This window comes from Sporolactobacillus pectinivorans, from assembly GCF_002802965.1.
Taxonomy (GTDB): domain Bacteria; phylum Bacillota; class Bacilli; order Bacillales; family Sporolactobacillaceae; genus Sporolactobacillus; species Sporolactobacillus pectinivorans.
Genome location: NZ_NXGA01000001.1, coordinates 3416642 through 3438653 on the forward strand (window position 1 = coordinate 3416642; position 22012 = coordinate 3438653).

A 22012-nucleotide genomic window follows, 5' to 3' on the forward strand; every position below is an offset into this window, starting at 1 on the left:
TGAGGATGTCATAAGGCTTTATGCAACAACGGGCTGGAGGAAACTTCGCAACCTATGTCATTCAGCACATACGAAGTTATCAATAAGTAAAACAGCTAAGAGAATCGGCAACAATTTAACTATTATGGTGTTAGTAATGCCTAAATTCCGAAAATCTTTCAACGGAAGCAGTTGTGCAAGGGAATCGTTTTTATTTAGTCAGCAAGTCTTATTTAGGGCTGTACGCAGTTCCCACTGTTATTCGAATTTTATCTACACTCAGCAAAAACCACCACTGCCGTTTGTCTTTTTCAGTTCAGGCAGTAAAATGGAAGGTGAAAGCGATTAAATGACTTTTATTCAACCTTGGAACCATCATGCGAACAGCGATCGAATCAGAGGTGAGTGTCATGACATTGCTGCATCATGGGATCACATTTTTAAACTTCGACAGAACTTATGAACATCAAGAGAGACTGACCGCAGCGTTCCCCCATCAGTGGATTGATTTTACCGAGCTGCGGGGAACCAGCCTGTATTGCTCTCCGGAAGCTTTTCAGTCCATTTCTGAAAAACTCTCTGCTTTGCCTGATAAGGGGCTCACCTTTATCGGCAGCGGAAATTATCATTATGTCGCACTGGCATTAATGCGCGAAATCCATAAGCCGTTCACACTGGTTTTATTCGACCACCACACAGATTTGAACGAGGGTCAGATCGGATCGCTTTTATCATGTGGCTCGTGGGTGCATCACGCGATTACCGGCGTTCCAAATTTGGAAAAAGTAATCATAATCGGTCCGAATCCGCTTGCTGACCGATCAGTGCCCGAATCAGTCCGGCGGCAAACAGTCATTCTACCAGATGACCGGCCGCCGTCAGAGCAACAGCTGCTGTCACTCATTCCGACGGATACGATCCAAATCAGCATTGATAAAGATGTCTTTGCATCCAGATATGCCAAAACGAACTGGAGCCATGGGAAATTGACTTTTGATGTCTTCCAACAGCTGGTTCAGGCTCTTTCTGTCAGCAAAGGTGTCGAAAGTACAGATGTGTGCGGCGAATGGCCGATCAGGCCTCATGAGCATTTCAATCCGAAGACGCGGCAATGGCTGAGTCTGAACGAACAGACCAATATGAAGATTGCCCGCTTTATTCTTCAGAGGAAAAATCGTCAGCCAAACCTTACGATCGGAGCTTAAAGCAAGGAATAGATTTCACAACTTTGAAAACCGGGGGATGGCAAATGCAAAAGATCAAGATCATTTTTCTTTTATTATTTAGTCTGCTGCTCATGGGCTGCCAAAGTAATAGCGGGCAACCGGATAAGTTGGACACCACGCATTTGGAAAAGGATCAGGCCATTGGATTGGATGGCTTGACAAAAAGTCAGCGCAACAGTATTCCAATAAGCTATACAGCTCGTTCAACCGAGATTGCTCTTAAGGCCCTGCCGTTTAAAATGTCCGTTCCACAAAAGCTGCCGTTTGTTTCCAAAGGATTTACCAATATTTCGATAGAAGACTATAAACATAATGGTAAAGAGATTGATGTGAAATTTATAGCCTTCTCGAAAAATCCGGAAATTTTTTTAATGCTTGACGCGAATAACCATAACGCTGAGTATGTGGGGCCAAACCAGACTGTAAAACTTAAAAATGGGGTCAAGGGAAAGTATGGAGTCCGTGCTATTATATTCAGAAAAACAGGAATAAATTATGGTATCACTTTGCAAGATCCGGCTCTCACGCCTTCAAAGCTGAAAAGAGCACTCATTGATTTGGCAAATCAAATGATCATCGACTGATTAATATAATTGTGGCAGTGCCGGCTGGCTGGTGATAAAATTTTTTAGTTTAACAATAAAAATGTGTCAGTTTGTTAATGCGCAGTTTATACAGACTGCGCATCAGATACGTATATCACATTTGTCCGTTTGGGCGAAATTTGTCTGAATAAAGCTTGGTTTTGTCTTATTCAATGCTGATTGTCCGATTCGATCAAGTTTTTGTCCCATTCCACCGCGGTATCGTCTCAATCATGACCGCAGTTGTCCCATTCAAACTTCTTGTTTTCCGCATCGGCGACTCCTCGCAATTTTCGTCCACTTCTCAATATGGGCACCTGACTGGATCCCCGCGGTCAAAAGCAGCCAAAATAGAAAAAGCTTTTATTTTTGTCATAATAACAGAACCGCCGTCCAATTTGCGGGACAGCGGTTTTGTTATTTCTGTTCTATTAAAACGCAGCCTTCAGGCAAGAACCTTCAGGCTTTCGCGGTTGAATGCAGGAATATCGCCAGGCGTACGGCTTGTTACAAGATTATGGCAGACAACAACTTCCTCGTCCTTATACTTGCCGCCGGCATTCTTCAGATCAACAGCAATCGACTTGTAGCCGGTAATGTTGCGATCCTTGACTGCTCCAGCCGTGATCAGCAGCTGAGGGCCATGGCAGATCGCGAAAACACCCTTGTCTTCATCCATGAATGCTTTTGTGAAGGCAACGAAACGATCATCGTCCCTTAGATTATCCGGAGAATAGCCGCCTGCGATCAGCAATGCATCGAAATCTTCAGGTTTGACTTCATCAATGGACGCATCTGCCGTCACCTTGGCACCATGTTTGCCGGAAACCGTTGCGCCCTTTTCTTTGCCGATCACAACAACCGTGTGTCCGGCCTCCTTGTACGCTTTTGCCGGTCCGGTGAATTCAACATCCTCAAAATCATCGGCCAGTACTGCAGCAATCTTTTTTGCCATTTTTTAAAATCCTCCTCAAACGTCATTTGATACTAACTTTCCCGTCCGCAAACAATCCATACTTTGAGCAAAAACGGATGGTTAACAGCAATAATGTATTTTTATCGATCACTTTAATTTTAAAAAGAGTGATAAAAATGGTCAAACATCTTGCTCATTGGATGAAATAAATTTTCCTCCCCGACTTGTCGATACTTTCTCCATGCATGGGGTACTCTGGTTTCGGGATCATCTGCCGCTTGCTAAGTTTAGGGTACATACCTGTCCGTAAAAGTGTATCTGTGCCTTTGATTTTACCTAATCTTGACATTGACGTAACGTCATCCTCTATAATCACCTTTATCAAAACAAGATTTAGCAAAAGGATGGTTAGAAACGATGAATAAAAAGATAATGAAGACCATGAAAATAGACCTGGAAGCCGGAAAAACAAATCCTGCGAAGGTCGGGAAAGATTTGGCGCCCTCAGGCATTAATCTTCTGGGATTCTGCAATGCGTACAACGAAAGGACGAAAAAACAAACGGGACAAATTATCCCGGCAGAAATTACAGTATATGAAGACCGCAGTTTCGATTTCATATTGAAAACGCCGCCGACATCTTTTTTGTTGAAAAAGTATGCCGGAGTTGGCAAAGGCGCTGCAAGACCTGGAAAGGAAACAGTTGGTACCATTACTCAAAAACAATTGCGGTTAATTGCCGAAATTAAGCTGCCTGATTTAAATACGACCAGAATAGAAAGTGCCATGAGTATGATTGAGGGTACAGCCAAAAATATGGGAATCATTATTGAAGAGGAAAGCCTTGAAACCAAACAGACGAATCTATAGATCGTGAGTGTATTTTTCACATAAAAAAACTTGACGTTGACGCAACGTCATAGTATAAGATAGGTTTTGTCAGGGGGACGTCAGATGAATTACACAGTGAAGCAGCTCAGCGAACTGGCCGGAGTGAGTCCGCGAACACTGCGTTTCTACGATAAAATGAATCTATTGAGACCCGATAGAATCAATAGTTCCGGATACCGCATTTATGGCACAAAACAGGTAGATCTGCTGCAGCAGATCCTTTTCTTTAGAGAACTTGGGTTCAGCCTCAAAGATATCCGCCAAATCATATATGCGGATACTTTTGATATCGTGCACGCCCTGACCGGCCAGTACAATAAATTGTTAGCAGAAAAAGAGCGCTTGAATCGGCTGATCGCGACAGTTGAAAAAACGCTGGCCTCTAAAAAAGGAGAGATCGCGATGAGTGATCATGAAAAGTTTGAAGGATTTAAGAAAGATATGATCGATGCAAACGAAAAAAAATATGGCAAAGAAATCCGGGAAAAATATGGTAAAGAAAACGTCGAACAATCCTATAAAAAGTTTGACAGTCTGAGCCAGGAAGACTATGAACAGTCGGTCAAAATTCAGGAAGAAATGTTTTCCGAATTGAAAAAAGCGCTTCTTGACGGATCGGATCCTCAAAGCGCAGCGGCACAGAAAGCAGCCGATCTCCACAGGCAATGGCTCAGCTATTTCTGGGCTTCATACTCAAAAGAAGCGCACGCCGGCCTTGCCGAAATGTACGTCAGTGATCCGCGCTTTACAGCTTATTATGACATTGGCGCCGGAAAAAATGCGGCTAAGCTCTTGCGGGACGCGATCGCTATTTATACCGGACTTTCAAAAAGTTAACGGTTGCTATGCAAGCGAGGCACAGTCGACAATCAGACTGCACCTCGCTTGACTATTTATATAAATTAGGGGGGAGACATTTTTAAAATTCTTTTAATTTCCAGTTAGTTCGCAAAATCCTGAGTAAAGAAAACCCAGCCATTTGCAGCTTTCTGTCCATAGACAACGCCGACGCCGGTATACTTGTAACTTGGCTTCAGAATATTGGCCCTGTGTTCCGGGGAATGCATCCATGCGTCTACGGTTGCTGAAGCGCTCCAGATCTGGTTCCACCCAAAGTAACTCACATTACCCTCTGCATAAGCCACATTCTGCCCGCCAACTGTGTTAAATGAGAAGCCCAGCATTCCGTGGGACATCCTACCATTATCATACTGCTGAAGGCTCCACTGGCGTGAAAAATTTATCAGATCGGATCTGACCTGCAGCAGATGCAGCCCTCTGCTCGTCCTTTGTTTATTGATTAAGCTTACAATCTGCTGTTCCACAGAAGCATTGAAATGAGCGCTGGAATTAGGCCGGGCCTCCGGAGCTGCTTTAAGCACTACCCGCTTGGACACAGGTTTTTTCACTGCCTTATGTACAACTGCTTTTTTCTTAGGTGCTTTCGAAGCAACTTTTTTTACTACTTTCTTATAAGAAATTTTCTTAGACGCCACTCGCTTTTTCGCTGATGTCTTTGCCGTCCTTCTTACATAATGTCTGTTAACGGTTTTACCTTCAACATCTCTGGTGACAGGGTTCCGGGGAACCGCTGTTTTAATGAGTGTTGATGGTGAACCGAAGTTGGCCTGCGCCTGAGAACCATTGAGGAATAAAACAGAAGCGAAGCTGACACTAAGCACAATAAAGGCCGAAAACAGCAACTTAAAAAAATGCATAATAAAAAATCCCCCTCATTTACGTTTTTCACTCAAAGTGAATGAAAAAATACGGCGGCCCAGCCATCATAGCGAAATTCGCCTTAGACCCGTGACTTTGCGTCACTGTTTTTCAACAGTTTTGCCCTTTAGAAAAAAGAGATTTTCCTAAAGTTTTATGATATTGTTCTTTAGAATTATAGTTCCACTGTAATCCAGTATTTTGAAAAAATCAAGAATACTGCTATTTTATTCCAATGCAGATGTCTGTCAAAAACACCTTCACTATTTATATCGGTTCATTCAACTATATGTTGAGTAAAAAATTTTTCTCTTCCGGCTGAACAAATCCGTTCTGGGCCGGCCACACTCAGATTTCAACAAGTAAAGATTGCTCAGCCGGCGATGGTTATCCGGACGGACATTTCTGTGACACACAAACAAAAAACTGCTCCATTGAAAACATCTCAAAAGCCAGCAAACCCGATCCCATATACGGCAATACGGGGCCACAGAATCCATGAGAAAACAGAGGGCTTTCAAAAAAACGTGCAAATAGGGACCTTTTTTTAATGGCTACATGTGCAGATGGTTAAAAATTTTATCACGGTAATTCCGGAATGCGCGTGTTTTTTGAATCGAACGCTTTTCTGCCAGCTGGTTGAAGCGCAATCTTTTGATTCTCAGCTGAGCGTTCAGGCGGCCGAGTTCATGGTCATCATCGCAGCAGCGGATCAAGTCATTCAGTGTCACAATGTCTTTGCGGATTTGGATCTCTTCAGGCAAATAGCCGGCATTCTTCAATACTTTGTAGCTCACGCGCAAATCTTTGGGCACAGCCGTCAAATCTTCAAATTGCTGTGGTTTCCCGCTGCCGGGCAGATTGTCAAAAAGACCATCTTTCAGACCTTCTTGTATTTTTTCCTCTGCCATAATATCAATAATGCTCAACTGACAACACCTCCTTATAAGGAAGTCTCCTGCTCGCCATTATGTTTTTCTTCTTCTGAATATAATTGCTGCAGTGGTTCCCGGGCCGGGCCGTCAATCACTTCTCCATTTGCCCGGAAACGTGATCCGTGGCATGGGCAATCCCACGTCCGCTCGCCTTGATTCCAGTTTACCTCGCAGCCCATATGCGGGCAAGTTGTATCCACCATGATGATTTTTCCGTTTTTATTCTTATAGGCGCCTGCCCTTTTGCCATTCAGAGAAATAATTGCACCCTGATCGTTTCCAAGATCGGCGACTGACTTTTGCCCTTTCCCCAGCTTACCTTTGATCAGGTTCCCGGCAATTTCGCTATTCTCGATAAAAAAGTTTTTGATCATCGGATCGGCTTCAAATCGTGATGGACTGAAAAGATCGGCATAGGGATTTTCACGTTCAAGAATTTGATCAGTTAGCAGCGCGGCCGCGATTGTTCCAGTGGTCATTCCCCATTTCCGATAACCCGCCGCAATATAGAGATGCGGCTGGTTCATCGCTATCGTCCCGATATAGGGTACTTTATCCAATGTTGTATAATCCTGGGCCGACCACTGGCTGATTCGGTGATTTTCACCAAGAACCGCATTGGCAAAACCGATGAGTCTTTGAAAATGACTAGCCGTATCCTCACCCCGGCCGGTTTTATGGTTTTCTCCGCCAATGAGAGCCATCATTTTACCGGATAAGGACAGTCCTCTTACCGAACGTTTGGGATCGCCCGCACTAATGTACATACCCTCGGGAACTACGCTGTCCGTCTCACACGCCATTAAATAGGAACGTTCCGGCACCATTCTGGCAAAATAGAACCGGTTGTCATAAAAAGGAAAATGGGAGCAGATCAGTACATCACGGCAGTGAATTCGATATCCCTGCTTTGTAAGAACAACCGGTGGCTCACCCTTTTCTATAGCAACTGCCATTGTCTCTTCATAGATCGGAACATCCAGCTTTACAAGTTCAGCTACAAGATAGTGAAGATACATCAGTGGATGGAATTGGGCCTGATCCGGCAGCAGCAGCGCATTTTTTACCGGCAGCGGCAAATCCAGCGTATAGATGAGGCGGCCCGGGATTCCAAGCCTGTCATAAGTTTCCTTTTCTTGTTCGACTGACTTTGCTTCCTGATCCGTTGCCGCATAAACAATTGCCGGCTGTTCTTCAAAATCACAGGACACATCATTTTCTCTGATCAGCCGTCTGATCCAGCCCAACGCTTCCTGATTCGCCTGATAGTAAAGCTGCGCTTTCTCAAGGCCGAAGTGGGCAATCAATTCATTATAAATCAGCCCATGCTGCGCTGTAATTTTTGCCGTTGTAAATCCCGTTGTCCCGCTTGCGAGCCGTGAAGCTTCAATCAGCACCACTTTCATTCCCGCACTGGCCAAAAGATATGCCGCCGTGATTCCGGTGATTCCTCCGCCGACAATGACTGCCTCTGTCTCGATATCGGTTTCCAGCGGCTTAAAGGCCGGCAAATGCACTGTATCACGCCATAAAGATGAGGTTTCACCAGAAAAAACATGATTCTTTCTATTCTCGCCCATAGAGATCAACCCTTCTCTGCATCATTGTTGAAGATTTATAGCTGCAAAATTCGTCTATATTCAGTTTCTCCAATCATAAAACGCAGTATGTACAGCGATTCATTGATTTGTGTTCATTGTTATTTATAGCTGCGCCTTTCCGTCAGGCAGAAGCAAAGCCGCGATCTGGAAAAACAGCTAAAAGAAGGCTGGCCGAATATCCCAAGCTGACGGCAGCTACTGTTTCCCATTGTTTGGAAATGTTCAGAAAAACCGGATTTGTTATAGATAAAAAAGTATTTCCGCTTAAATCATGAAGCGCTGGGCGCTTTTTTTGGAAAAGCTCACCATTTATCAAAGAATCATGAAAATTAAAAATGCCCGCTTCCAATTGGGAAGTGAGCATTTTTTCCAAAAAACAGGCCACATGCTTAATTAACGCCCAGCCATAACTGGGACTTTTGTCTTTTCATCTGTTTCTTTCACTTTTTTGGGCCGCTTAAGCAGGAGGCTCAGAATCATCCCGATAATGGCAATACCCATAAGCACAAAAAACGTATCGCCGAAGGAAGAAGATAAGGCCTGAAGCGGTTTGCTGCCATTCTGCATATGTTCTTTGAGCCTATCAGACAGAATCGTCGACAAACCCGCCACCGCAAAGGACATCATGACCTGCTGAGCAGAGTTTGTCAACGATGTCACCCTGCTGACAATATTTCGCGGTGCCGATTGAATGATGTGTGTATTTAATGGCATCATCGACAGGCCCATACCCGCACCCAACAGCGCCAGTGGAAGAATGAGCTTCTCCGCTCCGTCCTGAGCTGAAATTCCGGATAATAAGAACGCCGAACTGGTGACAAACACCAGACCGGTGGCTACCACGGGTCTCGCGCCGAACCGGTCATATAATCTGCCTCCGACAGGCATAAAAATGCCGGCAGCAATCGCCTGAGGCAGTGTCGTTAATCCTGAATGAAATGCACTGAAACCCTTTCCCTGCTGAAGAAAAAGCGGAATAAGAAACATCGTTCCGAACAGTGCAATCTGCGTGATCCACTGTACAATAATCCCCCGTGTGAAATCACCGGAACGGAAGACGCGAAGTTCCAGAAGAGGCTGCTTTTTTTGCCGGAGTTCATTAATGACGAAAAGAATTAATGCTGCTGCGCCGACAATCAAGCCGGCAAGCGTCTTAAATGAAGTCCAGCTGGTTCCACCTTCGCTTACACCATATGTAATTGAGGCAAAAGCAATCGGTGCAAGCAGTATTCCGAGAAAATCCAATGCGGGAACCGATTGACGTGCAAGATTCGGGAGCGTACGGATTCCCACCAGAATGGCAATAACCCCAATCGGTAAATTGATCAGGAAAATCCAGTGCCAGCTGGCATAATCGACCAGCCAGCCGGACAAAACCGGCCCCAGTGCCGGAGCGAGAAGCATCGGGATCCCGATCATTCCCATTACGGCGCCTACTTTTTCCGGCGGACTCAGTCGATAAGTAAAGGCCATTGCAATAGGGGCGACCATCCCGCCGCCCAGGCCCTGAATAATCCTGAAAAAGATGAGTTGGTCTATGCCTGCTGCCAGTGCACACAAACCGGATCCGATGGTAAACATCATTACAGAAAAGAGAAAAACCCTTTTTGCTCCAAAACGATCGGAAAGCCAGCCGGCAAGAGGAATGACAGCCGCCTGCGCCAGCGCGTACCCCGTTACCGCCCATTGGACGACAGAGATTTTGCTATGAAAATCAGTGACCAGGCCGGGTAAGGCAACATTCATCGCCGTTCCATCCAGAATAACCATAAACATGCCCACGATAATGGCCAAAAGCGGTGCGATTAATTTTCTTAATGATGTGACCTGATCCTGCTCTTTTTCGGTCGTTTCTAAAGACATTCTAAGCCCTCCATTTGTTTTCCGTATCTTATCGCTGCCCATGCATTGACCTGATTCGAGCAAGGCTTTAAAATAAGAGTAAAGATTTGCGGACAATTGTCCGTTACTTGAAAATAGTAACGGACAGCTGTCCGCCTGTCAACTGATTGACTCTGCTCAGAAAAAAGCACTTTTCTTAAATAGGATTTGAAAGGGAGAAAAAGCATGTCTGATCGTACATTGCGGAGAGATGATGACAAGATTAGCGCATCAATTTTACAAACAACCGAATCGTTGTTTTCCAAATACGGGGTTGAGAATGTCAGCATGCATCAAATTGCCAAGACTGCGAAAGTCGGGCAGGGAACCATGTATCGCCGTTATGCCAACAAGGGAGATCTCTGCATGGATCTGATGAAAGAGAACTTTCAGGATCTTCAGGACAGTGTGCGCCAATATTTGGAAAATGCGGGATCGATTCCCGTAAAAGAAAGGCTTTTCGCTGTGTTTAAAAAGCAGCTTTATTTTCTGGAGAGGCATTCGCGTTTATTTGAAACGATTCAATCCTTTTCAACTTCAACGTGTGAAAATGCAAAGACAAATTTTTATGAGGCACCACCCTATGTTTTCATGCACACAGTTATTCGTTCACTGCTTGAAGAAGCGATCAGTGCGGAAGCGGCGCGACCGGTCAACGCAGATTTTACCGCGCACACGCTGATGGCTTCAATGAACACGAAAGTCTACATTTTTCTAAAGAAAGAAAAAGGATATACAACCGATGAGATTGTGGACAATTTCAACAGGACTTTCCTCGAACCTCTGTTTTTCTAATCGGGCGTCCGGATTTAAAATACAGGAGACCTAATTTAGACAACTGGATGTTATTTGCCCCCCGCCTGCATCATGTTTTTATGGACACATTTCGACTGATAGCGCTGTTTTAAAGATTTCTTTGACTTAAACTTGGGAAAGCCTTTGCGTTCTTTAAAGAAATTTTTGTATCCTTCAATGACATCATGATTGGTTGCTTGAAGGCTGGTACTTTCTACATCTTTTAACCAAGGAAATTCTTTGTTAATTACAGAGCATACGTTCTCTTTTCGGCCATTCAAATGGTTTCTTAGAACGGAGACCCAAGGCGTTGATTCATCTCGGCAATGAATTGTCGAGTTTTCTCAACTGATGATCTCCTTTATAAATACAGAGCAGTTCGTTAAGAGGTACGGATACGAACTGCTCTGCATGTCTATATCATCGATTGATCTTGCCCTTTATACATTAATTGTCCACGGCGGAACTCTTAGATCATTTATTAATCTCTGATTCAAAAAGTTCACTCATTTTAAACTAAAGTCCCCGGAATCTGTCCGCGCTCTAATCTGATATGCGCCGCTGCCCTTTTTGCCGATCAGCGTGTGCTCTGTCTTTTCTTCATAGAGCAGCCCGTCGATCTGAACGGTCCCCATGCCGGAACTGCCGCTGTAATCAAGCGAAAACGAGGCTGGTTTCTTCGCAAAATCAATGTTAAGGTTGCCGCTCGTTGTTTCCGCGGAAATATTCCCGGCAAGGCTGTCATTTTTAATCTGAATATCTCCTGAGTCTGCTTGAGCCGCCAGATTGCCTGTAGCGTTCTGAACAGTGATTTCACCGGCCGTCGTTTCAATCTGTGAGGATTTAGCGGTCAGGCCGTCGATCACGACATCGCCGCTGTTTGCACTCACGACAGCGTTGTTCTTTATTTGAGTATGTTTCAAGGTGATATCCCCGCTTGTTGTCTGCAGCGATAAACGATCTGCCGCCTGATTGTTTTCGGAGACAACGTTTCCCGAATCCGCAGCCAAAGACAGTTGTTTTGCACTCAGCGACCGAACCGAAAGATCACCGGATGCGGACTGCGCGCGAACCGAGTCATAAAGTTGATCCGGCACCTTGACAACCAATTTCATCTTGCCGAATGTAAAGGAGATAAACGGTCCTTTTCTTCCGACATTAATGTTCAAAATTTGTCCCTCCTTCTTAACGTTCAGTTTAATACTCTGTGTCACATGCTTATTTCCCCAGCCCTGTAATTCTGCACTCAACGACCGGCCATCTGTTTTTTCGACCTGAACATCCACAGTGGACGTGTCGATCTTAATATCCTTGACCCCGTCGATCAGCATTGTTTTTTTCTGCGGCTGCACTTCAGCTGAATGAAAAGTATCTGTGGTCTGATAAATAATTAAGGTTCCTATGATTCCGGTCAGAATCAGGATTAAAGCCACATATAATATTTTTTTCAAAATTACTTCCTCCCCATAATGACACTGATATTAAAGCGAATGTAGCCGACCAGAAACTGCCACAGAATCTTTCCGGTATAGATCATCGCAATGCCGAGCAACAGTCCCAGTCCGCAAAGAATGAAAGATGAGAAGAATACAAAGAGAAACGCTACGAAATTGGATTCCATTAAGACGACAAGCGATAGCAACGGACTGATGATAAAACTGAATGATACAGCGCAAAATGAGACATAAATTGAAAAGATCGCTGCCACCGGGCCCAGAACAACGATCAGGTTGAAAAAGAACATGCCGATGCCGGCAAGAATGCAGCGCGTGATGTTCACAGCCGGTTGCGGGTTCAGCGTCCGGGTTGACTGGTAATCCACCAGGGCCTCCGCTGCAATCGTCTTCGGATCGCCCAGCTCCCGGATGATCTCCTCTTCCGTTTTTCCTTCATTAAAGCCGATCGTAAAATGCTCTTCAAAATCGGAAAGTATATCCTGACGGTCCCTTTTCGGAATTTCTTTTAACAAGTGATTGAGTTTCCCGAGAAATTCATTTGTCACCATGCTTCACCCCTTCCTTAATAAATTGATCGACCGCACTGGAAAATTGTCGCCATTCGTAAATGAGCTTCTCCATGTAAGACTTGCCTTTCTCTGTTATTGCGTAATACTTTCTGGGCGGCCCTTCTGTTGATTCCCCAAGGTAAGTCGACAAATAGCCTTCTTTTGTCAGCCTTCTGAGCAGTGGGTAAAGCGTCCCTTCCGCAACCTCAATCTTATCTGAGATATTCTGGGCCAACTCATAGCCATACTGATCTTTATCGGCTATGAGAATAAGGACGCACAATTCAAGAACGCCTTTTTTAAATTGCACATTCAAGCCGATCACTTCCTTGTTTTTGACATGATTAATGCCTATTACTGATTAATGTTCAATAGTGGTAAAGAAACATCTAAACATTGCTTCATAAGCTTTCTAGATAAGAATAATACACAGTACTGATTAATACAAGGTAGTTTAACAAAAAAACACATATATATTTGAATGCGTCCTCTTTCAATTCAGTACAAAATCACCCGAACCTGTGTGGACATCAATCATGTATTGCCCGTCGCCTTTCTGCCCAAGCATTCGATGCTCATTTTTTTCTTTATAGAGAATTCCTTCGATATGGACACTCCCCTCACCTGATGACCCCTGATAATTTATCGCAAAAGATTCAGGATCCTTGCGAAAAGAAATACTGACATCTCCGCTTTGGGCATACGCCCTAAGATCTCCCGTAAGCTGATCGTTCTCCAGCTCAATATCGCCCGAACTGACCTCTGCTGCCAGCGTTCCACGAAAATCCGAAACAGTCACATCGCCGGAACGCGCAGCTGCATCCAAAAAATCAGACGCCAGATTGCGCAGCACAACGTCTCCGCTGGACGCACGCGCAGAAACTTTTTCCTTTGCAAGCAGGCCGGTAATTCTGATATCTCCGCTGGTTGATGCAGCAATTAATTCTTTTTTCGCTTCACAGTCTTCGACAATGATATCTCCAGATTTGCTGGAAAGTGACAGCGTTTCCGCAATAATCCGGCGTACACTGATATCTCCAGATTGCCCGCCTATCTCAACCCTTTCATAAATCCTTGCCGGCACATGGACGACAACCTTCACCCACCGGTTCCACGTTATCCCCATGATGCCGAACAGCAGCCGATGTTCGTCCATCTTTGCGCGTATGATCGCTGCATCGCCCTCAGCATGAACATCCAGTTCAATTTTTTCCACCGGATCATCCGTCCACTCACCTTGAATCTCAGCCTTCAGCAATTGATCCTCCGTCTGAACCAGTTCGACATCCAGTGGTGAAACAGTTACAACCACTGCATGCAACCCGTCAGCATTCAATGCCTTCTTCTGATAAATTTTCATCTGCACCCGGCCCTCTTTCAGACTGCATGAAAAATCCGCATATATCTCTGTCTGATGCTTCCATTATAAAGAACAAATTTAGGAAGATAATCCGTCTCCAGTCTGATTACACTTCATCCTGGAAACGGATATAAGCATAGCTCATGATTACACTCTGTCATTTGGAAAAAGAATACCATTCTGCTTTCTTGCTTTTTCCATTACGCGGAGCACTTCGCGACTCAGTTCTTTCATTCGCTGATACTCCTCCACATCCCGGTTTTCAATCACATCCGCAAAATGGGCAATTTCGTAAATCATATCATTATCCGCAATATTTTCTGCGATAAGCTTTTTTTCTTTTGAATGGGCATCTGTCCAGTATAGTCCGGAAATATTGGATGGATTATTGATGCTGAAAGTTCCTTTTTCACCATGAATTTCAGATGGTGCATCAGAATGGGCAATCTTCGAGCATAAAACAGTGCAGACGAAGCCATCATACCGTAATATTAGCGTCCCGCTACCGTCGATGCCATTGGGCAGTTTGACCGGATAATAGGCCGCATCATCTGGGGCGCCAAACAAGGTGACAGCAACATAGAGCGGATATACGCCGATATCCTCCAGCGCCCCGCCGGCAAACTCGGGGGAAAAAATATTGGTGACATGTCCCTGAAGAAACAAATCATAGCGGGATGAATACTGGATCAGCTGCAAAACGGCCGACCGGATTTTTCCTGCCCTTAGGAGCTCTTCTTTCAGCCTCTTGAAAATCGGAGTTTGGATATTACGAATTGCTTCAAAAAGAAAAACATGATGTTGCTCCGAAAGCCTAAAAGCCTGATTCAGCTCATTCATGGTTGAAAAAATCGGTTTTTCACAAATGACGTGCTTGCCGCCTGCCAGCAGTGCCTTGACCTGTTCAAAATGCAGACCGTTTGGGGTGGCAACATAGACAACATCAATTTCATTACTCAGAGCCAGTTCACTGATTGAAGTAAACCATAGCTTTCCTCCGTGCCGCTCAGAAAAACTTTTTGCTTTCTCCTCAACCCTTGAATAAGCGGCCTCATAAGTCATTCTTCCTGTTTCTTTTACGGCTTCTAAAAAAGAATCCGTGATTTTGCTTGTCCCGATCGTTGCCAGTTTCATACAGTCCAGCTCCCTTCAAATGTGTAGACGGTCCTATTTAATTATAATCAAACGAAGCATTTATGGAAACCCTTCCATGTTGGAGGGTTTGTTATACAAGTTCTGGCATCCGCGATACTGAGAATGCGTCATTGTAAATTTTTCTTCCTCTTTTTGTGAAGCATTTTTTACAGTGTTACATTATATAAATTTACTCACAACTTATCCTGTCTTGTTCGCACTGTGGTAGAATAATAGAACTGAAATCATCAAAGCGGTTTCTTTATTCGGAGGGCAGTTAAAGATGAACTTATTGATAAATATTAAAAAGCGGCCTGTAGAATTTGGCTATGCAATGCTTTTTATTCTGCCGCCGCTTGGCATGGCGGTGCTCGCTTGGTTTGGATGTAAAGAATGGGTTGCAATTATTCGCAGAAGAAGTGTTCTGTCTACCGATCCTGTCAGCATTCTCTTTATGCTCGTGACCCTTGCTTCAGTCGGTGCAGCAATTGCCAACCGTCAAGTCACTGACTTGTTGTCTACGGCTATGCTTGCCGGATATTATGGCATTTATCTCTATTTACTGAACAATCCGGGCCGTCTGCGTCTCGCAAAATACTTATGGATTACGATACTGGGCGGTGTTTACCTCTATTTCTCCAATCAGTTTTATGACGTGCTTTCGCACTTCATCACTATTCCGCCAGACGTTAACCTGATGACCGGGCATCTGCTGATGGGTTTCTCTAAGCAGAACCGGCTGTACGGATCTGCTTACAACCCCAATTATGCCTGCTATCTGCTCATTCTTGCATTGTCCCTGCTGCTGGTCGAACTGCTCAGATCGATTAAACTTAGAAGCATGCAGAAAATAGCGGCAGAGTTAGTCGCGCTTCCGATCCTCGGGTTCTCCATATATGAGACGGGATCACGCGCGGGGTTTGTGATCATGATTCTTCTCCTGTTGCTCTTCACATATAATTGGAACAAAAAAATATTTATTTCAGTTTCAATCTTAGCGGTGGCCTGTACCCCGTTTATTTTCAATGCAATGCCAAGAACAGATTCCACCGGTTTTTCCATGCAGCAACGTTTGAATATTTGGAAAAACAGTTTTAAGCTTTTTACCGATCATCCGCTGTTTGGAACAACGTCACTCGGATTTCCGGACGCTTACCATCGGTTGACCGGGCACACCATTGCCCACGCGCATAATCTTCTTCTCTCAGTTTTTGCTTCTTCAGGAGTAGTATGCGGCATCTTCTTTACGTGGCTGCTCATTGCCGGATCCATTTCACTGATCTGGTCTCTGAAAAAAGAAAAAGGTTATCTGCGGACCACATTGTTTTTTTTCTCGTTGCCGACAATAATCGCGTACGGTCTGCTGGACTTTACCCTTTCTTCGCCCCAAGTTATGCTGGTCGTTATCGCCCTCGTATCGTTCTGGGTCAGAGATCAAAAGCAGCAAAGAGGTTCCGGCCGCCATCACTTTCTGATGCTGCATTATTTCCGGTCCACGGCTGAGAGTCGCAGGGCGAACAAGGAGACAGGTATAGCCGATCCGGTTTCCCTCTCTGAAGCCAGCGAATTAGCTGAAGTAACGGATCACCCTATTTCGAAAAAAATAGAGTCCGGCACTGTTAATGAGTGGATTCGTACGCTCGCTCTCCATTTTCGCCTATTTGATAAAAAAACGGACCGTGAATCGAAAATTGCACTTATACCCCGCAGCTTAACAATGTATAATAGAAAGAGTCCGAAAAAACCGGACGGAAAAGCGTAAATTTTTTCAACCGGGATCAGAAACAGATTGTGTGTAGAATTAGGCAATCGATGTTTTTTTATTGTCTTCTCCACTTTAACAATTTCTTTTTCTGAATGGCCGATTTTACTGGGGGGAATTACAGCATGTTGAAAAAAATAGCCTTCATCGGTTCGGGCGAGCTGGCTGAGTCACTTCTGAAGGGATTTCTGGCAAAAAATTTTATTTCCAGCGACCGTGTCTGGATGAATAATAAATCAAACAATGACCGGCTCAGTTACCTTGCAAAGACTTATCAAGTCCATACGACCAAGGATAAGAAACTTGCGGTCGAAGGGGCGGAAGCTGTAATTCTTGCTTTTAGACCTGGGAACACCAGCGAAGCCATGGAAAGCATTAAAGATTTTCTTGCGGAAGATCAGTTGATTGTTTCTCTGATGGTTGGCGTTCCTTCATCATTTATCAATCATGCGGCAGGAAAAAAGCTGCAAATTGTCCGCGTGATGCCCAATACATCGGCTTCGATCGGTTTGTCGGCAACTGGTCTCGCGCCGGGCGAATTTGTTTCTGACAAACTGTTGCATACAGCTGTGCATTTATTTGAAACTGTTGGCACTGTAACTGTTGTAAAGGAAAGCGATATCGACGTGATTGCCGGTTTGTCCGGGAGCGGTCCGGCCTATCTCTATTATCTTGCCGAGGCCATGCAGGAGGCCGGCATCCGGGAAGGCATCTCATCCGAAGCTTCAGCCCAACTCGTACTTCAGACACTTAAAGGTGCCACACAATTGCTGAATCTGTCCGGTAAAACCTCCGGAGAACTTCTGAAAGCCGTTGCGACTCCCGGTGGAACAACACAAGCCGGAATTGATACGCTAGATCGGCATAGAGTCCGGGATGCTGTTGCTGAGTGTGTCCATCAGGCTATTATCAGGGCCGGTGAGATGAGTGAACCGTTTTCCAAATAAGGCTGTATTGTTGTCACGGTTTTCGATGCTATCATTGGATTATTCAGGTTTTGTTGCTTCGATGTTAGATTTCAGGCAATTTATTGTTTTTTTACTTTTTCGAATGCAGGTTGACAAAATATTATGTCAGATTTTATAACACAAACATTGAACACTTCCAGCAAAATGCTATGATAAATGAGTAAGTTTTAACACACCTTCTGTTGCAGTTAACCTTAAGTTGAGATATCCGATCTTAATTTAGGAAACCATCATTTACTCGTTTGCGATGGAGTGCTCACCGGCATTCCTTCGCATATTTTTTTGCTTTTTTTTAGCATTTTTTATGCATATCCGGTATTTAAATACTTACTTTTTAGTGGCAATTGACTTAGGATACTCTTGGAGAGAAGCCGGATAATACCGCCAAGTCACGGAAAACGGGCTGAGCGCTTCAATGCCTGTAAACATCAAGATTTGAAGAGGTGTCTCGTCAATGCGGACAAAGATCTTATCAAAAATGCTTGTCGGTTTTCTTTGCCTGATTCTGGCGTTGCCGACTCTTCCTGAATCTTTTAGCCGTATGGCATCTGCACAAGCCATTTCGTCCTCCTCTTTTTTCACTTCATTTGAGAAGGGAAATCCCGTTCCGTCCTGGAAAAATACGGCTGAGACATCAAATAGTGGTAAAGTGCTGGCTTCAGGTATTACATCAGCAGTCGGTGGCAGAAAAATTAACACAATGCGAACGGAAGTCACTACAGGACCTGCGCATTTATACGCCTCTCCTGACAAAGCAGGCTGGACAGGCAGTCACGTTCTGACCTATTCCGGTAAAGTCAGCGGGAGAAAGGGCAGCTATGCCTTCAATAAGTTGTTCCAGGTTCATATTCCGGTACGCTCAGATACCCAGCTTTCCTATTTCGTTGCACCCATCTCAGATGCTAAAAATCAATTGGCGGATGCCTCTGCTTATATCTCTGTCGATCTGGCTTTTTCCGATGGTACCTATCTCCATCAGCTCCGCAAGGCAACGGATGAAGACGGCATTCAAATGACCCCATCCGCACAAGGCAGTTCCGGAACACTTATGCCCGATCAGTGGAATCACAAACAGTCAGATATCGGTCAAGTCGCCGCCGGCAAAACGATTACCCGCATTCTGATCGCTTACTCCGCACCTGAAACCGGAATATCTTTTCAAGGCGCGATTGATGATATCGAAATCGGGAGTTCGGCAAAAACAATCAGTGGCTCAACCCCTGTTGACGAAGTAAACATTCTGAGGGGAACGGCTTCAAACAATTCCTTTCCCCGCGGCGAAACCGTTCCAGCAGTTGGTGTGCCCAATGGTTTTGCCTACTGGTCTCCGGCACTGAACAGCAGCTCGCCTAATCACCCCTATCCGTACAGAGAAAACAATGATCCGGAAAATTCGCCTGAGATCCAGTCATTTTCGCTCAGCCATTCGCCAAACGACCAGAACGGAGACAGACAGTCTTTTCAGGTTATGCCTTCAGATTTAGCCGGTACGCCGGCAGCGAACCGGCTAAACCGCGGACTCGCCTTCAGCCACAAAAACGAGACGGCAAAACCAGATGAATACAGCGTGACTTTCAATAATGGAATGAAGGCAGAATTGACAGCGCTCAGTCATTCAGCCATTCTCCGTTTTACTTTCAAGGGCAATTCGGGGAATTTGATTTTCGATAATATTGATAATAATGGCGGTCTGACGCTCAATCCGTCGAAGAACACCATTGAAGGCTACTCGGATGTTCAGAATGGAACAACAGGAAACAGCAGCCGGCTTTTTTTCTATGGCTATACGGACAGCGCCGTAACCGATTCCGGACGGCTCTATGGTGAAGGCCGGGATAAAGTGACTGCTTTTTATAAATTCGATACATCCAAACAAAAAACTGTTACACTGCGCATCGCAACTTCTCTGATCAGCATTGAACAGGCCCAAAAAAACCTGAGTCAGGAAATAAGTGATAAAACGTCATTTGAGACTGTCATGAATGAGGCAAAGGACGCATGGAACAAGCAACTTTCAAAAGTCACTGTTCAAGGGGCAAGCCCGGTGCAGAGAACGACCCTCTATTCCAATCTTTACAGGCTCTTTCTCTATCCAAATGCCGGTTTTGAAAACACCGGAACAGATAAGAAACCGGATTACAGCTACGCCGCGATCGGCGGGGCACCCCAGTCTGATAATACGCAGGACAGTACGGGCGCTTCGATTAAACAAGGAAAGATTTATGTAAACAGCGACTTTGCTTATAGCGCTCAAACCGTCTGGCCAGCTTATAGTCTGCTTGATCCAAATTTAGCGGGACAAATGGTCAATGGCTTCCTCACCAATGAAGAAAATGGCGGAGGAAGCATTGCCCCTTCAGAAATTCCTTATGCTGATGAAGCGTTTGCCGATACCTATCTCAGGGGGGCACAGGGTATCAATACGGACGAGCTGTACAGCACATTGCTGCAAGATGCCACCGTTGCCGACGACGGAGAAGGGGAGACAACTTCGAGCTCCTCCGAAAGCGGCGGTAGCCTGGACAGTATATTGGCGGACAGCCTGAGAGATTTTTCGCTCGCCAATCTGGCGTCCAAACTGGCTGGTCAAGGTGCTAAGGGAGAAAATTATAGCGATGAAAGTACATATTTTCTTCAGCGTTCACAAAGTTATTTAAATGCCTTTGATCCTTCAGCTGACCTTTTTAATCAGAAGACAGCGAGCGGAAAATGGGAACAGAATTCCAGCACAACGGGTCCTGACCGTTTTAATCCACAGGCAGCTCCCAACCGCTGGCGGTTTTCTTTTGATGCACCGCAGGATGGACAGGGATTGGCTAATTTGTATGGAGGACGCGGTGGACTCGGTAAAAAAATTAATCAGTTTCTTGCTTCAGGTCCGACAGCATCGGCATTGAAAACAAGTCCGGAAGCCAGACAGGCCGCGGCAGGGAAGCTTGGCATGTTTACACTGGACAGCCCTACTGCCCCCTCCATTCCTTATATGTATCTGTTCGCCGCGGCACCATGGAAAACCCAGGATACCGTCCGTAACATTCTAAATCGTTTCTATACAGGCAGCGATATCGGGCAGGGTTTTCTGGGCAGTGACCAGGGATCAATGCTGTCGGGATTCTATTTTTTCGGTTCGGCAGGAATCTTTCCCTTGCAGAAGGGAACTGCTGACTATGTTCTTAGTGCACCCTATTTCAGCAAAATGACCATCCATCTCGCAGGCGGGCATAATCTGGTTATCCGGGCGCCTGGGGTCAGCAATCAAAACAGATACATCCAAAGCGTCACATTCAATGGGCGACGCCTAACCGGAGTGACTCTGACGCAGGACCAGCTGGCAGGCGGTGGGACTCTGTCGTTTCAGATGGGGCCAAAGCCTTCACCATGGGGCAGCAAGGTTAACAGCCTGCCTGATTCGCTGACTCCACCGTCAACTGACGGTTCATCTTTTTATCCCAAACCGCTGGTCAACCTGATCGACAGATCTGCTAAAGAAGCTACATTGTCGATCAGTGACGGTACATCGCCCGACGATTTGGCCAATGACGGGCAAGGAATAATGACCATTTTCTCAAGTGAGTACCCATCGCTGAATGTAAATTTCACAACGGGGAACGCCCGTATCAAAATGTACACACTGAGTTCCTCATCAAGTGTCCGGAACAGCGACCCGGAGGACTGGACGCTTTTTGCATCTAATGATGGAAAGACCTGGGATACCATTGACCACCGTTCTGGTGAAATTTTCAAGTGGCGATCAATGACCCGCCCCTTTGTCATTAAAAATCCGAAAGCCTACAAATATTACCGCCTGGATATCACGAAAACAAGTAATTCAGGTCCGCTTGCTCTCAATGGGTTTGAACTGCTTGGATATACTGGGATCGGTTCCGGATTTAACGCAATACGAAGCAAACTGCTTGATCAATTCGGGCAAAATACGCTTTCGGAGACGGAGACGGCATCGCTGTCTTATGCACTGAATCAGGCACAGAACGCGTTCAATACGGGGAATATCTCAACGTCCATTTATTATCTACAGTCTTACGTACAGCTGATCAATTCTTTCACTTATGACGCTTCTACCCCAGGTAATATCAGAGAGCAGCTATCAGCGGATGCACATGCACTGATTGATCTTCTCTCTGAATGATTGGAATAGCTGCCAGAATTCGACAGTTCATGAAATGTGTACTCAAATAGGGGCAGGGACATGTATTAAAAACAATCTTCTTTAAAAAAGGAAAAGGTGACCTTACTGT

19 protein-coding genes and 1 riboswitch are annotated in these 22012 nt (G+C 45.1%); of the genes, 8 read left to right on the forward strand and 11 right to left on the reverse strand.

Features of this window, described 5'->3' with window-relative positions; genetic code table 11:
- Nucleotides 1-389 precede the first annotated feature (389 nt).
- Both COP04_RS16745 and COP04_RS16750 read left to right on the forward strand, forming a co-directional pair.
- On the forward strand, nucleotides 390-1184 hold the full coding sequence (locus tag COP04_RS16745; protein ID WP_100489061.1) for an arginase family protein: 795 nt from the start codon (nucleotides 390-392) through the stop codon (nucleotides 1182-1184).
- Nucleotides 1091-1789, forward strand: coding sequence for a hypothetical protein (locus tag COP04_RS16750; RefSeq protein WP_162297119.1), 699 nt, complete (start codon nucleotides 1091-1093; stop codon nucleotides 1787-1789). The genes COP04_RS16745 and COP04_RS16750 overlap by 94 nt, the downstream gene beginning before the upstream one ends.
- 445 nt (nucleotides 1790-2234) lie before the next feature.
- Here the strand turns inward: COP04_RS16750 and COP04_RS16755 are convergent, their stop codons facing one another.
- The gene (locus COP04_RS16755) at nucleotides 2235-2744 is read right to left on the reverse strand and encodes a type 1 glutamine amidotransferase domain-containing protein (protein ID WP_100489063.1); all 510 of its coding nucleotides are present in this window, start codon (nucleotides 2742-2744) and stop codon (nucleotides 2235-2237) included.
- Nucleotides 2745-3122: 378 nt separating this feature from the next.
- Between COP04_RS16755 and rplK the strand changes: the two genes are divergently transcribed.
- Nucleotides 3123-3575: a 50S ribosomal protein L11 gene (gene rplK, locus COP04_RS16760; RefSeq protein ID WP_100489064.1), complete on the forward strand. Its 453-nt coding sequence runs from the start codon at nucleotides 3123-3125 to the stop codon at nucleotides 3573-3575.
- Between the two features lie 84 nt (nucleotides 3576-3659).
- Nucleotides 3660-4433: a MerR family transcriptional regulator gene (locus tag COP04_RS16765; RefSeq protein WP_100489065.1), complete on the forward strand. Its 774-nt coding sequence runs from the start codon at nucleotides 3660-3662 to the stop codon at nucleotides 4431-4433.
- A 104-nt stretch (nucleotides 4434-4537) separates the two neighbouring features.
- Here the strand turns inward: COP04_RS16765 and COP04_RS16770 are convergent, their stop codons facing one another.
- From COP04_RS16770 to COP04_RS16790, 5 genes are all read right to left on the reverse strand, one after another.
- Complete coding sequence (locus COP04_RS16770) at nucleotides 4538-5314, reverse strand: CAP domain-containing protein (protein WP_100489066.1); 777 nt, start codon at nucleotides 5312-5314, stop codon at nucleotides 4538-4540.
- Nucleotides 5315-5364: 50 nt separating this feature from the next.
- Nucleotides 5365-5450: riboswitch (cyclic di-GMP riboswitch) on the reverse strand.
- A 419-nt stretch (nucleotides 5451-5869) separates the two neighbouring features.
- Complete coding sequence (locus COP04_RS16775; RefSeq protein WP_193437487.1) at nucleotides 5870-6226, reverse strand: DnaJ family domain-containing protein; 357 nt, start codon at nucleotides 6224-6226, stop codon at nucleotides 5870-5872.
- A gap of 32 nt (nucleotides 6227-6258) precedes the next feature.
- Nucleotides 6259-7830 carry an FAD-dependent oxidoreductase gene (locus COP04_RS16780; protein WP_100489068.1) on the reverse strand — a complete coding sequence of 524 codons (1572 nt, stop codon included), beginning with the start codon at nucleotides 7828-7830 and terminating at the stop codon, nucleotides 6259-6261.
- Between the two features lie 142 nt (nucleotides 7831-7972).
- A complete protein-coding gene (locus tag COP04_RS16785; protein ID WP_100489069.1) occupies nucleotides 7973-8224 on the reverse strand; it encodes a hypothetical protein in 252 nt (83 codons plus the stop codon).
- A gap of 20 nt (nucleotides 8225-8244) precedes the next feature.
- A complete protein-coding gene (locus tag COP04_RS16790; protein ID WP_100489070.1) occupies nucleotides 8245-9714 on the reverse strand; it encodes an MDR family MFS transporter in 1470 nt (489 codons plus the stop codon).
- A 204-nt stretch (nucleotides 9715-9918) separates the two neighbouring features.
- Here COP04_RS16790 and COP04_RS16795 point away from each other — a divergent pair, with 204 nt between their 5' ends.
- Entirely contained in the window at nucleotides 9919-10527 is a 609-nt protein-coding gene (locus COP04_RS16795) for a TetR/AcrR family transcriptional regulator (RefSeq protein ID WP_100489071.1), read from the forward strand.
- Nucleotides 10528-11033: 506 nt separating this feature from the next.
- On the opposite strand, the gene COP04_RS16805 is transcribed toward COP04_RS16795, so the two are convergent.
- The 5 genes from COP04_RS16805 to COP04_RS16825 form a co-directional block, all read right to left on the reverse strand.
- Nucleotides 11034-11978 (reverse strand): DUF4097 family beta strand repeat-containing protein, encoded by a 945-nt coding sequence (locus COP04_RS16805; RefSeq protein ID WP_100489073.1) that lies wholly within the window; start codon nucleotides 11976-11978, stop codon nucleotides 11034-11036.
- Between the two features lie 2 nt (nucleotides 11979-11980).
- Nucleotides 11981-12532 (reverse strand): HAAS signaling domain-containing protein, encoded by a 552-nt coding sequence (locus COP04_RS16810; protein ID WP_100489074.1) that lies wholly within the window; start codon nucleotides 12530-12532, stop codon nucleotides 11981-11983.
- Nucleotides 12519-12848: a PadR family transcriptional regulator gene (locus tag COP04_RS16815; protein ID WP_100489075.1), complete on the reverse strand. Its 330-nt coding sequence runs from the start codon at nucleotides 12846-12848 to the stop codon at nucleotides 12519-12521. Before COP04_RS16815 ends, COP04_RS16810 begins: the two co-directional genes overlap by 14 nt.
- Before the next feature lie 177 nt (nucleotides 12849-13025).
- Nucleotides 13026-13892, reverse strand: a complete 867-nt coding sequence (locus COP04_RS16820; RefSeq protein ID WP_100489076.1) for a DUF4097 family beta strand repeat-containing protein — start codon at nucleotides 13890-13892, stop codon at nucleotides 13026-13028.
- Between the two features lie 147 nt (nucleotides 13893-14039).
- Nucleotides 14040-15026: a Gfo/Idh/MocA family protein gene (locus COP04_RS16825; protein WP_193437431.1), complete on the reverse strand. Its 987-nt coding sequence runs from the start codon at nucleotides 15024-15026 to the stop codon at nucleotides 14040-14042.
- A gap of 283 nt (nucleotides 15027-15309) precedes the next feature.
- Between COP04_RS16825 and COP04_RS16830 the strand changes: the two genes are divergently transcribed.
- The 3 genes from COP04_RS16830 (at nucleotide 15310) to COP04_RS16840 (ending at nucleotide 21903) form a co-directional block, all read left to right on the forward strand.
- Nucleotides 15310-16788 carry an O-antigen ligase family protein gene (locus tag COP04_RS16830; protein WP_239984915.1) on the forward strand — a complete coding sequence of 493 codons (1479 nt, stop codon included), beginning with the start codon at nucleotides 15310-15312 and terminating at the stop codon, nucleotides 16786-16788.
- A 125-nt stretch (nucleotides 16789-16913) separates the two neighbouring features.
- Nucleotides 16914-17735, forward strand: coding sequence for a pyrroline-5-carboxylate reductase (proC, locus tag COP04_RS16835; RefSeq protein WP_157800356.1), 822 nt, complete (start codon nucleotides 16914-16916; stop codon nucleotides 17733-17735).
- A gap of 475 nt (nucleotides 17736-18210) precedes the next feature.
- Nucleotides 18211-21903: a GH92 family glycosyl hydrolase gene (locus COP04_RS16840; RefSeq protein WP_100489079.1), complete on the forward strand. Its 3693-nt coding sequence runs from the start codon at nucleotides 18211-18213 to the stop codon at nucleotides 21901-21903.
- Nucleotides 21904-22012 lie beyond the last annotated feature (109 nt).

Coding starts and splice junctions, on each gene's coding strand:
- COP04_RS16745 (WP_100489061.1), top strand. CDS start 390: ATGACATTGCTGCATCATGGGATCACATTTTTAAACTTCGACAGAACT.
- COP04_RS16750 (WP_162297119.1), top strand. CDS start 1,091: ATGGCTGAGTCTGAACGAACAGACCAATATGAAGATTGCCCGCTTTAT.
- COP04_RS16755 (WP_100489063.1), bottom strand. CDS start 2,744: ATGGCAAAAAAGATTGCTGCAGTACTGGCCGATGATTTTGAGGATGTT.
- rplK (WP_100489064.1), top strand. CDS start 3,123: ATGAATAAAAAGATAATGAAGACCATGAAAATAGACCTGGAAGCCGGA.
- COP04_RS16765 (WP_100489065.1), top strand. CDS start 3,660: ATGAATTACACAGTGAAGCAGCTCAGCGAACTGGCCGGAGTGAGTCCG.
- COP04_RS16770 (WP_100489066.1), bottom strand. CDS start 5,314: ATGCATTTTTTTAAGTTGCTGTTTTCGGCCTTTATTGTGCTTAGTGTC.
- COP04_RS16775 (WP_193437487.1), bottom strand. CDS start 6,226: ATGGCAGAGGAAAAAATACAAGAAGGTCTGAAAGATGGTCTTTTTGAC.
- COP04_RS16780 (WP_100489068.1), bottom strand. CDS start 7,830: ATGGGCGAGAATAGAAAGAATCATGTTTTTTCTGGTGAAACCTCATCT.
- COP04_RS16790 (WP_100489070.1), bottom strand. CDS start 9,714: ATGTCTTTAGAAACGACCGAAAAAGAGCAGGATCAGGTCACATCATTA.
- COP04_RS16795 (WP_100489071.1), top strand. CDS start 9,919: ATGTCTGATCGTACATTGCGGAGAGATGATGACAAGATTAGCGCATCA.
- COP04_RS16810 (WP_100489074.1), bottom strand. CDS start 12,532: ATGGTGACAAATGAATTTCTCGGGAAACTCAATCACTTGTTAAAAGAA.
- COP04_RS16820 (WP_100489076.1), bottom strand. CDS start 13,892: ATGAAAATTTATCAGAAGAAGGCATTGAATGCTGACGGGTTGCATGCA.
- COP04_RS16825 (WP_193437431.1), bottom strand. CDS start 15,026: ATGAAACTGGCAACGATCGGGACAAGCAAAATCACGGATTCTTTTTTA.
- COP04_RS16830 (WP_239984915.1), top strand. CDS start 15,310: ATGAACTTATTGATAAATATTAAAAAGCGGCCTGTAGAATTTGGCTAT.
- proC (WP_157800356.1), top strand. CDS start 16,914: ATGTTGAAAAAAATAGCCTTCATCGGTTCGGGCGAGCTGGCTGAGTCA.
- COP04_RS16840 (WP_100489079.1), top strand. CDS start 18,211: ATGCGGACAAAGATCTTATCAAAAATGCTTGTCGGTTTTCTTTGCCTG.